Here is a 13,555-nt window from a genome sequence, read left to right as displayed (position 1 = left end):
TACCTTTGTCGGCGCGGATTCTGATTTCTTTTCAAAAAAATTGGAACTTTTTTATTTTTAATTGTCACTGTCGTTTCGTCTTGGCGACGAACGGCGTAAAAAGCCCGTCCTTGACGCACCAACATGAAACTATTTTCACCGGGAAACCTTCGTTTGCCTCCCCGGACTAACCCTACAAGCGGCACTGGGCTATAAAATGGGGCACCCTGTTTACGAATTAAGGAGCACCTCTACATGCAACTCGGGATTGTTGGACTAGGCCGCATGGGCGGCAACATCGCACGTCGACTGATGCTCAATGGCCACACGACAGTCGTTTACGATCGCGATGAGCAGTCTCGCACCGTGCTCGCCAACGAAGGTTCGACGCCGGCCACCGACCTCAAGTCACTGGTGGCTGCGCTGGACAAGCCGCGAGCCGTCTGGGTGATGCTGCCAGCGGGCGCTCCGACCGAAGACACCATCAATGTGCTGGCTGATCTGCTCGATAAAGACGACGTGATCATCGACGGTGGCAACACCTTTTATAAGGACGACGTGCGTCGCTCCCACGCGCTGAAAGAGAAGGGCCTGCACTACGTTGATGTCGGCACATCTGGCGGCGTCTGGGGCCTGGAGCGCGGCTACTGCATGATGATCGGCGGTGAAACCGAGGTGGTGAACCGCCTTGACCCGCTGTTCAAGACCCTGGCCCCCGGCATCGGCAACATCCCCCGCACCAAGGACCGGGCCAAGGACGCCGACCCTCGCGCTGAGCAGGGCTATATCCATGCTGGCCCGCCGGGCGCCGGTCACTTCGTGAAGATGATCCACAACGGCATCGAATACGGAATGATGCAGGCCTTCGCCGAAGGCTTTGACATCCTCAAGACCAAAAACTCGGAAAACCTGCCGGAAGACCAGCGCTTCGATCTGAACATGGGCGACATCGCCGAAGTCTGGCGTCGCGGCAGTGTCGTCTCCTCCTGGCTGCTGGACCTGACCGCCGATGCACTGGCGACCGATCCTCAGCTCAATGCCTATTCCGGCTCCGTGGCCGACAGCGGTGAAGGCCGCTGGACCATTGAAGCCGCGATGGAGCAGGCCGTACCGGTCCCGGTGCTGTCCACTTCTCTGTTTGCCCGCTTCCGCTCCCGTCAACAAAGCACGTACGGCGACAAGATGCTCTCCGCCATGCGTTTCGGTTTTGGTGGTCATAAGGAACCAAAATAATGGGTTTAACCCGAAGCAAGCAAAAGGCTGCGGTCGCTCCGGCGACCACTCTGTTCCTGTTTGGCGCCCACGGCGACCTGGTCAAGCGGCTGTTGATGCCAGCCCTCTACAACCTGTTCCGTGACGGACTGGTCGGTGAGGACCTGCACATCGTCGGCGTTGACCACAACACCGTCAGCGACGCCGACTTCGCCAAGAAGCTAGAGGATTTCATTCGCCAGGAGGCGGCCAGCAAGGTCGCCGAAGGCGGAAAAGAGCCCTTGGACCCGGCGTTATGGGGCGGTCTGGCCAAGCGCATCACCTACATCACTGGCGATTTTCTCGACGACGGCACCTATGCGGCCATCGACGACAAGATCAAGAGCACCGGCACCCAAAACGCTGTGTTCTATCTGGCCACGGCGCCGCGTTTCTTCAGTGAAGTGACCAAGCGTCTGGGATCGTCCGGACTGATGACGGAAGGCGACGATCATTTCCGTCGCGTGGTGATCGAGAAGCCGTTCGGGCACGACCTGCCCAGTGCGGTGGCGCTGAATGCGTGCTTGCTGAAGGTGATGAGCGAGAAGCAGATCTACCGGATCGACCACTATCTGGGCAAGGAAACGGTGCAGAACATTCTGGTCAGCCGTTTCTCCAACGGCCTGTTCGAGTCGTTCTGGAACAACCATTACATCGATCACGTGCAGATCACGGCGGCTGAAACCGTGGGCGTCGAAACCCGTGGCGGTTTCTATGAAACCACCGGCGCACTGCGCGACATGGTGCCCAATCACCTGTTCCAATTATTGGCGATGGTGGCCATGGAACCGCCCGCGGCGTTTGGTGCGGATGCGGTCCGCGGTGAAAAGGCCAAGGTCATCGGCGCCATTCGGCCATGGTCGGAAATGGAAGCGCTGGCCAACTCCGTGCGCGGGCAATACACCGAGGGCACCGTGGGCGACAAGAAAGTCCCCGGTTACCGCCAGGAGGATCGTGTGGCCGAAGACAGCACCACGGAAACCTACGTCGCGCTCAAGGTCATGGTTGATAACTGGCGTTGGGTCGGCGTGCCGTTTTACCTGCGCACAGGCAAGCGCATGAGCGTGCGTGACACCGAGATCGCCATCTGTTTCAAACCCGCGCCGTACGCCCAGTTCCGGGACACCGACGTGGACAAGGTTGAGCCGAACTTCCTGAAAATCCAGATTCAGCCGGACGAAGGCATGTGGTTCGACCTGCAAGCCAAGAAGCCGGGGCCAACGCTGGACATGCAGACCATCGAGTTGGGGTTTGCCTATAAGGACTTCTTCGAGATGCAGCCGTCGACCGGGTATGAAACCCTGATCTACGACTGCCTGACCGGCGACCAGACCCTGTTCCAGCGTGCCGACAACATTGAAAACGGCTGGCGGGCCGTGCAGCCGTTCATTGATGCGTGGACCAAAGATGCTCACGTCGAGACGTATCAGGCGGGTGAAGATGGCCCGGCGGCGGCCGATGAGCTGCTGGCTCGTGATGGTCACAGCTGGCAACGCCTCGGATGAGTGAAGCCTCGCTCCCCCTCATCCGTTTCATGCTGTCGGACATCGATGGCACGCTGCTGCGGCCCGATCACAGCCTGAGCCAGGCCAACATCGATGCCGTTCACCAATTGCAGGCCGCCGGGATTCGCTTCTCGGTGGCCAGCAGCCGTCCGCCCCGTGCCATGCGTCAGCAGATCGAGGCCCTCGGCATCAATCTGCCAACCGTGGCGTTCAATGGGGCGAACATCATCAACCCGGACGGCAGTCTGCTAAAAGCCCATCGCATCGACCCTGAGGCCGCGCGCATCAGCCTTGAGCTGTTCGCCGGAGAGAAGGTGTCAGTGTGGGTGTTCGCGGACGATCAGTGGCTGCTCGTCGACCCGCAAGGGGACTATGTCGAGCACGAGCGCAACACGCTGGGTTACGACTTTGTGAAAGTCGATCACTTCGATGGTTACATCGACCGGATCGACAAGATCGTCGCCGCCAGCAAGGATTTCGAGCTGCTCAAGCGGCTGGAAATCCAGCTCAATCCCCTGATCGCCCAGACCGCACGGGCGGCGCGTTCGCAGTCCTACTACCTAGATGTCACGGCGCTGGACGCCAACAAGGGCACGGCGCTGGAAACCCTCGCGCAAACGCTGGGGGTCGAGCTGGCCCAGACGGCGGCCATTGGCGATGCTGGCAACGACGTGGCGATGTTCCTGCGCGCAGGGCTGTCGATCGCGATGGGGCAGGCTGAAACCGGGGTCAAGACCCACGCTCATTATGTGACGGGCAGCAATCTGGAGGACGGGCTGGCAACGGCCATCGAACGTTACATCCTGCCGCGCTGATTGGGCGTTGCATGGCCCCTTGGCGGGCAGATTCATCGTCCGCCAGGCGGGTTCATTACCTCAAAGACACCAGAAGGGACCTGCACCCCATGGCTGTACTGATTGAAGATTACGCGCTGCTCGGCAACTGCCGCACCGCAGCGCTGGTGGCCCGCGACGGGTCGCTGGACTGGCTGTGTTTCCCGCGCTTCGACGCCCCCGCCTGTTTCTCCGCCTTGTTGGGCGACAGCGATAACGGTCGCTGGAAGATTGCCCCCACTGACCCCAATGCCACCTCGCGACGCCGTTACCGCGAAGGCACACTGATCCTTGAAACCACCTTCACCACTGCCACCGGCTCGGCGCTACTGGTGGACTTCATGCCGATGGCCGAAGAGAGCAGCGTGGTGCGCATTGTGATCGGTCTGGAAGGCCGTGTCGATTTCGCCATGGACCTGGCCATTCGCTTCGATTACGGCAGTACCGTGCCTTGGGTCGAAAAGCGCGAGCCCCATGTGCTGACCGCCGTTGCGGGGCCGGAGATGCTGGTGCTGCACACGCCCTCCGAGTTACACCCGCTGGACCATCACACCGAAAGCCAATTCACTGTGCAAGCTGGCCAGCGGCTGGGGTTCGGGTTGTCATGGCAGGCGTCCCATGAGCCGGTTCGGGAGGCGTTCGACATTGAGGAGGCGCTGGAACAGACCGAAAATTTCTGGCGTGAGTTTTCGGACCGCTGCCCTGATGTCGGCCCCTGGACCGCTCAGGTCAAGCGCTCGCTGGTCACGCTCAAAGCGATGACCTATGCGCCCACGGGAGGCATCGTCGCTGCCGTCACCACCTCGCTGCCCGAGCAACTGGGCGGCGAGCGCAACTGGGATTACCGCTTCTGCTGGCTGCGTGACGCCACCATGACCCTGCTGGCGTTCATGAACCTCGGTTATTACGAAGAGGCGACGGCCTGGCGCAACTGGCTGCTGCGTTCGGTGGCGGGCAATCCTGAGCAAGTGCAGATCATGTATGGGCTGGGTGGCGAGCGGCGGTTGCCGGAATATCAATTGCCCTGGCTGAGCGGCTATGAGAACTCCCGTCCCGTGCGCATTGGCAACGCGGCGGCGACGCAGATGCAATTGGACGTCTACGGCGAAGTGGCCGACGCCATGACCCAGGCCCTGAAAAGCGGCCTGCCTCGGCTGCCGCGCAGCACGGAAATCCAGAAGGTGATCATGCCGTTTCTGGAAAAGGTCTGGCATCTGCCTGATGCGGGTATCTGGGAAATTCGCTCCGAGCCCCGGCACTTCACCCACTCCAAAGTCATGGCGTGGGTGTCCTTTGACCGCAATGCGGGGGTGTTGGCCAAGAGCGACCACCCGGAAGACCGCGAGCGCGGGCGTCACTACCGGGACATCGCCGATGAAATTCACGCGGACGTCTGCGCCCACGGTTATGACGCTGATCTGGGGAGCTTCGTGCAGACCTACGGCGGCAAGGAGCTGGACGCCAGCCTGTTGCAGATCGCGCTGACGGGATTTCTGCCCGTAGACGACCCGCGCGTGACGGGCACCGTGGCGCAGATTGAAAAAGCCTTGATGCAGGATGGCTTGCTGCTGCGCTACGACAGCGAGCGCAGCACCGACGGGGTTTCAGGGAGTGAAGGGACGTTTCTGGTCTGCTCGTTCTGGCTGGCCGATGTGTACGTGCTGCAGGGGCGCGATCAGGAGGCCAGCGACCTGTTCGACCGGTTGTGTGGTCTGTGCAATGACGTGGGTCTGTTGGCGGAGCAATACGACCCACGGGCCGGACGCATGCTGGGCAATTTTCCGCAGGCGTTCAGTCACATTGGCATCATCAATACCGCGCTGAACCTGCACCGGGTCGTGTGTCCGGTCAAAACCCGCGCGGCGTCGGAACCGGATGCGGTGGTTGATTAAGCGGGAGGCCATTGCAGAATGGCGCCGGATGTCTGCGCCGAAGGACCTGTAGGAGACGCCGGAGGTATGACGGCAGCGACAGCGGTGGATCAGCGACAGATAGGGAGGCTGACAGACCGCTGTCGCTGCCCTCGTGCCTCCGGCGTCTCCCACAAAGTGAACTGCCTCGGACGTCTCGGGCAAGGTTGGCGTCATCGTGTCTGTCGTCAGCGCGCCTTGCGAAACGTGAAATTGATCCGCTGCTCGCCCAGCTGCGGGTGTTCAGCCTGTTTGATCGGCATCACGCCGTGAAAACGCAAACGGTCTTCGCCGCCCCAGACCACGACATCCCCATGAAACAGCGGCACGCGCTGAGTGGCGTCGCTGCGCGCGTGTCCACCAAACAGAAACATCGCCGGGATGCCCAGCGATACTGAGACCACCGGCCATTCATACCCCCGTTCGTTCCTGTCCTGATGCAGCGACATTTTCGCGCCGGGGATATAGCGGTTGATCAGGCAGGTGTCAGGTACGAAGTCCTGAAAACCCGCTGCGTCCGCTGCTTGTTGCGCCAGTTCGAGAAAGACCTTGGGCAACGCAGGCCAGGGTTGGCCGGTTTGCGGGTCGATGGGGGAATAGGCGTAGCCCTGATGATCGGTGATCCAGCCGTAACGCCCGCAACTGCTCAACGCCGCCGACATCACGTGCCCACCGGGGGTGACCATCTGGCGAAAGGGCGCCTGGGTCAGCACGCTGTCGAGCGCCGGCAGCAGCCGGTTCACCCAAGGCAGGGCGAAACCGCGAAGGACCCACGAACGAGGGCCGATCTGTTCGTTGGCCTGCGGTTGTGGTGTGTCCTCCGCGAACAGGTCCAGCGTCGCGGGGGTAGTGCCCTTGCGGTGCATCATCACGGTCTTCCGGTCACAGCGCCTTGCTGACTTTCACGTCGCTGATCACATCATCGCTGCCACTGTGCATTTTCTGCAGCGCGGCCAGCGCTTCTTCAGCGGACGGGGATTGCAGCAGGGCGAACTCGAAGCGGCGTTCGCCGTTGAGCTTGTAACTGATGGCATATTTCACGACGGGCGCGGACGTACTCACGATAGAATTCCTTGAAAACGGCAAAGGTCACAGGCGGCTGCACGAAAGCACGAAACGTTCACGCAGCCTGTGATGGAGTGATCAGCTCAAGCGCGAGGAAGTGCGTCGCACGATCTTGATCGAATGGGTGAATGTGGTCTTGCGACCGCCGTGGCTGTCCATCTTGCGTCCAGCGGTGTCGATGGTGATGTTCCAGAAACCGGTACTGGGCACAGTGATCTTGGCCGGAAAGCGGTCGAATGCGCCGCCGTGGTAGGTGTGGCGGCCGCCGTTTTTGAAGCTGCGGAAATTCGCATCGCTCATCAGACGGATGTTGCAGAGCTGGGAGCACTCGATGACGACCATGTCGTCTTCGTTGAGGTGCTCGCGCTGGTGTACGAATTTCATGGATGTCTCCGGAGACAGGGCATTCTCGAAAACCCGAAACGATAGCACGGACGACCCCTGGGTTGATGGCCGTGCGGATTTTTATTGCTGGGTGCGTGACGAAAAAAAGCGCGAGCGTCGGGATTTAATCGAACGTCGACGTGTCGTAGCACCTTTACTGGAGGGATTGTATGAAACTGGCTGTTGTAATGCTGGCGCTGGCGATGACAGGTTGCGCCAGTGTCGCTGACATCGAACACTCGCCCGCGACCATGAGCGTGATGTCCGGAAAAAACCCGCAGGAGTACGCCGAGTGCTTCGTTGCCAGAATCGATGACAGTCGCATGCCGCCCCAGATTGAACCGCACAAGGAAGGCTTGCGTGTGATCGTGCCACAGAAATTTTCCAGCGGGACGCCGACCGCTATTGTCGTCATCGAGAAACGTTCAGGCGGCAGCTCCATCAAGCTGTTCGAGAGCGGTGGTAACAACCCTTTGCGGCCCAAGGACATTCAGCACGCCGTCACGGCCTGTATCTCGGGTGAGTAAGAAGCAGGCGAGTGACGGGGGAAAGGCAGGGGAGCGCGTTTATTTACACATCACCAGCACCGTGCGGGTCTTGTAGTTGCCGACATCGACACCCAGGGTCTTGTCGGCTTCCTTGGGTTGCGGTGTGCCGTTGGTGCTGACGATGTTGTAGCCGGTGCCCGCGCAGGAGGCGTCGGCCTTTTCGTAACAGGCGGCCCACGACATGGCCTCGCCCGAGCAATCGATGCTCAGGGCCTGGTTGCCATTCTTCAGGTAAGTGCTTTGCGCGGTCGCGCAGCCGGTAAGGCCCAGTACGGCGAGGACGAACAGGATCTTGGTCATTTCGAATGCTTCACGATGAGGGCCGGGGTTGAATAATCAGCCTTTCTGAGACTGAGCTGCTGTGCCATCGTTCCGGCATCACTGAACCTTTTTTTCTCGACACCTGAGCGGTTCAGTAAAGATTCAGGCCCCATTGCGAAGGCCTGAACCGGGTTACGAAGTCAGGACTTCTTGTCGGCGCGACGACGGGGTGCCGGGGTGTCCTGAAAGACCGATGCGACTTCAATGGCGCTGCTTTCGCTGGTGAAAGGCCCTGCCACGGCTTCTTCATCGTGACCTACCAGCCACCATTGGCCATCCTGCAGTTTCTTGATCTGGTAACCGTTTACGCTTTTGACTTCCGACATCGATCCATCTCGACAAGTGATTCAGGCGGCCATGATACGGCGTAATAGCATTATTTTCCTACGCAAACGAATGATCGCGGCTACGCTTGAGTCTGTCATTTAACGGTCGTTTCGCGGGACCGGATGCCTGCGTATGGATGACGTGACAGAGGGAGAGCGGGGCGCCTCGCGGTTGATCGTTTGCGCGATATCCACGATACGTCTCTGCGCGTTCGGTGATCGGAATATCGAAAACTGAACGGAACTATCTCTGCGGCCGTTCCTCTACCAAGACATCGAATCGGCCAGTGGCGGGGGCATTGTAAGGTGATCGCCTCCTGATTAGACTGCGCCGCAACACCCCCAGCCCCATCAAGGACTTATATGATCAAGAAATGCTTGTTCCCTGCAGCCGGTTACGGCACTCGCTTCTTGCCAGCGACCAAAGCCATGCCCAAAGAGATGCTGGCCGTTGTCAACAAGCCGCTGATCCAATATGGCGTGGAAGAAGCACTGGCTGCGGGTCTGAACGAAATCTCCATCGTGACCGGTCGCGGCAAGCGCGCGCTGGAAGACCACTTCGACATCAGCTACGAGCTGGAACACCAGATCAAAGGCACCGACAAAGAGAAATACCTCGTTGGTATTCGTCAATTGATCGATGAGTGCAGTTTCTCCTACACCCGTCAGACTGAAATGAAGGGCCTGGGCCATGCGATTCTGAGTGGTCGTCCGCTGATCGGTAACGAGGCGTTCGCTGTGGTACTTGCGGACGACCTGTGTGTGAACCTGGAAGGCGACGGTGTGCTGGCGCAGATGGTCAAGCTGCACCAGCAGTACAAGTGCTCGATCGTGGCGATTCAGGAAGTCGATCCGAACGAAACCAACAAGTACGGCGTGATCGCCGGTGAAGAAATCAAGCCGGGCTTGTTCCGCGTTACCGACATGGTCGAGAAGCCAAAACCGGAAGACGCGCCTTCCAACCTGGCGATCATCGGTCGTTACATCCTGACCCCGGACATCTTCGAGAAAATCGAACAGACCGAGCCAGGCAAAGGCGGCGAAATCCAGATTACCGACGCGCTGATGAAGCAGGCTGCCGAAGGTAATGTGCTGGCCTACAAGTTCAAGGGTCGTCGTTTTGACTGTGGTGGTGCAGAAGGCTACGTCGAAGCCACCAACTTCTGCTTCGAGCACTTCTACAAGACGGGCACGTCCCTGGATCCAGTGGCTGTGCCTGCCAAGGCCAAGTAACTGTATCGCAGCACAAAGCCACCTTCGGGTGGCTTTGTCGTTTCTGCGCGCCAACCCTTGCCGAGCGCGTCGAAGTGGTTATGCTAGCCCTCCTGCCAAGGAGAAATTAATGAGCTACGACTTCGACCTTTTCGTCATCGGTGCCGGTTCCGGTGGTGTGCGCGCCGCGCGTTTTTCAGCAGGTTTCGGGGCCCGTGTTGCGGTCGCCGAGAGCCGCTATCTGGGTGGCACCTGCGTCAACGTCGGCTGCGTGCCCAAGAAACTGTTGGTGTACGGCGCGCATTTTTCCGAGGACTTCGAAAACGCCAAAGCCTTCGGCTGGACGTTGGGCGAGCCCGAATTCGACTGGGCCAGCCTGATCGCCAACAAGAATCAGGAAATCAGCCGCCTCAATGGCATCTATCGCAACCTGCTGAACAACAGCGGCGTGACGCTGATGGAAGGGCACGCAAAACTGCGCGGGCCCCATGAGGTGGAAATCAACGGCCAGGTGCACACCGCCGAACACATCATGATCGCCACCGGTGGCTGGCCGCAGATTCCGGACATTCCGGGCCGTGAACACGCCATCACTTCCAACGAAGCGTTCTTCCTCGACACACTGCCCAAGCGCGTAGTGGTGGTCGGTGGCGGCTACATCGCCGTCGAGTTCGGTTCCATCTTCAATGGCATGGGCAGCGACGTCACGCTGATGTACCGCGGCGAGCTGTTCCTGCGCGGCTTCGACGGCGGCGTGCGCGAGCATTTGCGCGAGGAGCTGACCAAGCACGGCATGGCGCTGCGCTTCAACTCGCAGATCGAAAAGATCGAGAAGCTCGCCGACGGCACGCTGGACCTGACCCTCAACGATGGCAGCACGTTCAACACCGATTGCGTGTTCTACGCCACCGGCCGGCGCCCGATGCTCGACAATCTCGGCATGGAGACGGTCAACGTCGAGCTCGACGACAAAGGCTTCATCAAGGTTGATGACAACTACCAGACCAGCGAGCCGTCGATCATCGCCATCGGTGACATCATTGGCCGCGTACAGCTGACGCCGGTGGCCCTGGCCGAAGGCATGGCAGTGGCTCGGCGCCTGTTCAAGCCGGAGCAATACCGCCCGGTCGATTACCGTCACATACCCACGGCCGTCTTCAGCTTGCCCAATATCGGCACAGTCGGGCTGACGGAGGAAGAAGCGAAAAAAGGCGGCTACGATGTGCAGATATTCGAGAGCCGTTTCCGTCCGATGAAGCTGACCCTCACCGACAATCAGGAGCGTACGCTGATGAAGCTGGTGGTCGATGCCAAGACGGACCGCGTGCTGGGCTGCCACATGGTCGGGCCGGATGCTGGCGAGATCATTCAGAGCATGGCCATCGCCATCAAGGCTGGCGCCACCAAGCAGATTTTCGACGACACCATCGGTGTGCACCCGACGGCCGCCGAAGAGTTCGTCACGATGCGCACCGTCACCCGTTAGTGTTTGATTCCCGGCCTCATGGATGAGGCACGGACCTGCAATCGTTGAAGGATGGACCCGTTTTGACCAGCAAGAGTTTTCCGGCATCCATGCCCCTGAATCCCATCGCGCCTGACGGCCAAACCACTGACGACCAAGGCCCTCACGATCAGGCGTCGACCCGCCCTGATGCGCTGCGTGAGAGCGAGCGTCAGTTCCGTACCCTGGCCGACAACATGAGCCAGCTGGCCTGGATCGCCGACCCCAGCGGCAAGATCTATTGGTACAACGCTCGCTGGTACAGCTACACCGGCACCTCACACGAAGCGATGATGGCCCTCGGTTGGCGTTCACTGCATCACCCTGACCATCTGGAACGCGTGGACACCCGCATGCGCCGCTGCTTCGCCACGGGCTCAATCTGGGAAGACACCTTTCCACTGCGGGGCAAGGACGGGTTGTACCGCTGGTTTCTGTGCCGCGCGCTGCCGATCCGCGACGAGCAGGGCAACATCACCTACTGGCTCGGGACCAGCACCGACATCACGGCGCAGGTCAGCGCCGAAGATGCGTTGCGCGAGTTGAACGAAAGCCTGGAGCGGCGCGTGGCAGAGCGCACCCGTGAGCTGGCCGAGATCAACGAGCGCCTGCAAGTGGAAATCAGTGAACGGGCGCAGGCCGAAGAAGCCTTGCGTCATGCACAGAAAATGGACGCCATCGGCCAGTTGACCGGTGGCATCGCCCATGACTTCAACAACATGTTGACCGGTGTGCTTGGCGCGCTGGACCTTATTCAGCGTCGGGTGGCGGCGGGGCGGGTGTCGGAAATCGACCGCTATATCGAAGCGGCCATGAGTTCGGCCAACCGTGCCGCGTCCTTGACCCATCGGTTGCTGGCGTTCGCCCGTCGCCAGTCGCTGGACCCGCGCCCCGTGGACGTCAACCAGATGGTGGTGTCGATGGAGGAACTGGTGCGCCGGACGGTGGGCGAAAGCATCGAGCTGGAAATCGACCTGAACAGCGCGCTGCGATTGACCAACACCGATGAGCACCAGCTGGAAAACGCGTTGCTGAACCTGGTGATCAATGCACGGGATGCCATGCCCGAGGGTGGGCGTTTGCTGATCCAGACCGAGGTCATTCATGTCGCTGTCTTGCATGACGCCCTGACGCCGGGGGACTACGTGCGGCTGAGCGTGCAGGACACCGGCACCGGCATGTCGGCCGAGGTCATCGCCAGGGCGTTCGACCCGTTCTTTACCACCAAGCCGATCGGGCAGGGCACGGGGCTGGGCTTGTCGATGGTGTATGGCTTTATCAACCAGACCGGCGGGCAGGTCCAGATCGACAGTGTCGAAGGCCGGGGCACGCGGATCGATTTGTACTTGCCGTGCCATTTTGAATCCGCCGGGCGGCACCTGCCGCCGCCTGAGGATGCCGCGACGCCGAGGGCCGGGCAGGGTGAGCGGGTGCTGGTGGTCGAGGACGAACCCGACGTGCGCATGCTGGTGGTCGATGTGTTGCGTGAGTTGGGTTACTCGGTGGAGGTCGCCGCTGACGGCCCCTCGGCATTGCCGTATCTGCAGGACGCGGGGCGCATCGATCTGCTGGTCACCGACGTCGGCTTGCCCGGCATGAACGGCCGGCAGTTGGCAGAAATCGCTCGCCAGCATCGGCCGCAGTTACGCGTGCTGTTCATGACCGGTTACGCTCGAAACGCCCAGGTGCGTGGCGATTTTCTGGAGCAGGGGATGGACATGTTGACCAAGCCGTTCAGCATCGATGACCTGGCCCAGCGGGTTCGCGGGCTGATCGAAGCGCCTTAGGTCTGCGGCGTCTCCTGGCCGTCTGGACGCCCTGCGCGCGAGTTCTCCAGCGCGACCTCGGTCTTGATCAGAATCAGCTCCAGCACGCGATTCTGTTGATCGCGCTCGGTCAGGCGCGACTGAATCTTCTCGCTCTCGCTCAGGGCATTCTGCAGACGCTCCTGTAACAGCGCGCATTGAGTGTGGGCTTGCAAGTGCTGGTCTTTCAGCGCCTGGATCTGATCGTCCTTGTCTTGCAGCCTGGCAGCGCTGTCGTGGGCTGCTTGGGTCAGTCGCGCATTCTCTTTCTGTTCCGTTTGCAGGGCTTTTTGAGTCGCCAGCAGGGTCGCGGTCTGGGTGCCGAGTTTCGTCGTTTGCGCAGCGTGTCGCTCGATCAAGTCGGCAAGGCGGCGCTCGACACTGTTCAACTCGTCCTGCATGGCTTTCTTTTCAGCGTCGAGTCGGGCCAGCGCTTCGTCGAGCTGTTCCTGCGCCTGGGCTTTCAAACGTTGCGCCAGCCGTGCGACAAGGCTGTTCAGCTCGTCATCGATCGGTGCCGGAGAAGGGACGTTTGTCGGTCCGTCGAGCTCACGCATCAGGCGATGGATGGTGGATTTGGAGCCGGTGTTACCCAGTTCGATACGTATTGCATCGATGCTGGGGTGTTCGCCCCGAGCGATGATCGAAAGACGTGCAGCCTGCACATCAGCCTTGTTAACGCCGCTTCGGGACATGACAACTCCTGAAAGATGAGGCAGGTACGTATCACGGATTACATACCATCAAAACGCGGCATTTTGCGTCATTCTGTGAAGCTTGTCTGCACTGGCTTGAACATCGAAGGAGGAACTGGTTAGGCTGGAGTGGAATCCATGACCGAGGGTTCGCGAAGGTGTCACTGATTTCTTCTATTTATAGTGTGCCTTCATAGCGAAAACCAATCGCCGATAT

13 protein-coding genes and 1 pseudogene are annotated in these 13,555 nt (G+C 60.2%); 8 read left to right on the top strand and 6 right to left on the bottom strand.

Annotation, left to right across the window (positions count from 1 at the left end; genetic code table 11):
• Positions 1-234 precede the first annotated feature (234 nt).
• The 4 genes from gnd (at position 235) to AAEO81_RS18010 (ending at position 5,460) form a co-directional block, all read left to right on the top strand.
• A complete protein-coding gene (gnd, locus tag AAEO81_RS18025) occupies positions 235-1,212 on the top strand; it encodes a phosphogluconate dehydrogenase (NAD(+)-dependent, decarboxylating) (RefSeq protein ID WP_166597716.1) in 978 nt (325 codons plus the stop codon).
• Positions 1,212-2,735: a glucose-6-phosphate dehydrogenase gene (gene zwf, locus AAEO81_RS18020; protein ID WP_341958349.1), complete on the top strand. Its 1,524-nt coding sequence runs from the start codon at positions 1,212-1,214 to the stop codon at positions 2,733-2,735. Before gnd ends, zwf begins: the two co-directional genes overlap by 1 nt.
• Entirely contained in the window at positions 2,732-3,550 is an 819-nt protein-coding gene (locus tag AAEO81_RS18015) for an HAD family hydrolase (protein ID WP_341958347.1), read from the top strand. The genes zwf and AAEO81_RS18015 overlap by 4 nt, the downstream gene beginning before the upstream one ends.
• An 89-nt stretch (positions 3,551-3,639) precedes the next feature.
• Positions 3,640-5,460, top strand: a complete 1,821-nt coding sequence (locus AAEO81_RS18010; RefSeq protein WP_341958345.1) for a glycoside hydrolase family 15 protein — start codon at positions 3,640-3,642, stop codon at positions 5,458-5,460.
• A 206-nt stretch (positions 5,461-5,666) separates the two neighbouring features.
• Here the strand turns inward: AAEO81_RS18010 and alkB are convergent, their stop codons facing one another.
• From alkB to AAEO81_RS17995, 3 genes are all read right to left on the bottom strand, one after another.
• Positions 5,667-6,344, bottom strand: coding sequence for a DNA oxidative demethylase AlkB (gene alkB / locus AAEO81_RS18005; RefSeq protein WP_341964560.1), 678 nt, complete (start codon positions 6,342-6,344; stop codon positions 5,667-5,669).
• 16 nt (positions 6,345-6,360) lie between these two features.
• Complete coding sequence (locus AAEO81_RS18000; protein ID WP_166597720.1) at positions 6,361-6,540, bottom strand: hypothetical protein; 180 nt, start codon at positions 6,538-6,540, stop codon at positions 6,361-6,363.
• An 81-nt stretch (positions 6,541-6,621) separates the two neighbouring features.
• Positions 6,622-6,927 carry a DUF1883 domain-containing protein gene (locus AAEO81_RS17995; RefSeq protein WP_166597721.1) on the bottom strand — a complete coding sequence of 102 codons (306 nt, stop codon included), beginning with the start codon at positions 6,925-6,927 and terminating at the stop codon, positions 6,622-6,624.
• A 170-nt stretch (positions 6,928-7,097) separates the two neighbouring features.
• On the opposite strand from AAEO81_RS17995, the gene AAEO81_RS17990 reads away from it, so the two are divergent.
• A complete protein-coding gene (locus tag AAEO81_RS17990; protein WP_166597722.1) occupies positions 7,098-7,454 on the top strand; it encodes a hypothetical protein in 357 nt (118 codons plus the stop codon).
• A gap of 39 nt (positions 7,455-7,493) precedes the next feature.
• On the opposite strand, the gene AAEO81_RS17985 is transcribed toward AAEO81_RS17990, so the two are convergent.
• Entirely contained in the window at positions 7,494-7,775 is a 282-nt protein-coding gene (locus AAEO81_RS17985) for a hypothetical protein (RefSeq protein ID WP_341958342.1), read from the bottom strand.
• Between the two features lie 161 nt (positions 7,776-7,936).
• Positions 7,937-8,122 (bottom strand): hypothetical protein, encoded by a 186-nt coding sequence (locus AAEO81_RS17980; protein WP_166597724.1) that lies wholly within the window; start codon positions 8,120-8,122, stop codon positions 7,937-7,939.
• A gap of 363 nt (positions 8,123-8,485) precedes the next feature.
• On the opposite strand from AAEO81_RS17980, the gene galU reads away from it, so the two are divergent.
• From galU to AAEO81_RS17965, 3 genes and pseudogenes are all read left to right on the top strand, one after another.
• Positions 8,486-9,355 (top strand): UTP--glucose-1-phosphate uridylyltransferase GalU, encoded by an 870-nt coding sequence (gene galU / locus AAEO81_RS17975; protein ID WP_166597725.1) that lies wholly within the window; start codon positions 8,486-8,488, stop codon positions 9,353-9,355.
• Between the two features lie 109 nt (positions 9,356-9,464).
• Complete coding sequence (gene gorA, locus AAEO81_RS17970) at positions 9,465-10,820, top strand: glutathione-disulfide reductase (RefSeq protein ID WP_341958339.1); 1,356 nt, start codon at positions 9,465-9,467, stop codon at positions 10,818-10,820.
• 170 nt (positions 10,821-10,990) lie between these two features.
• Positions 10,991-12,625 (top strand): annotated as a pseudogene (locus AAEO81_RS17965) (response regulator); the annotation flags it as partial.
• On the opposite strand, the gene AAEO81_RS17960 reads toward AAEO81_RS17965, so the two are convergent.
• Positions 12,622-13,338: a DNA-binding protein gene (locus tag AAEO81_RS17960; RefSeq protein WP_341958338.1), complete on the bottom strand. Its 717-nt coding sequence runs from the start codon at positions 13,336-13,338 to the stop codon at positions 12,622-12,624. The pseudogene AAEO81_RS17965 and the gene AAEO81_RS17960 overlap by 4 nt on opposite strands.
• Positions 13,339-13,555: the final 217 nt, after the last annotated feature.

The organism is Pseudomonas sp. RC10 (assembly GCF_038397775.1).
GTDB lineage: Bacteria > Pseudomonadota > Gammaproteobacteria > Pseudomonadales > Pseudomonadaceae > Aquipseudomonas > Aquipseudomonas bambusae.
This window is presented reverse-complemented; position numbering and strand designations above follow the sequence as displayed.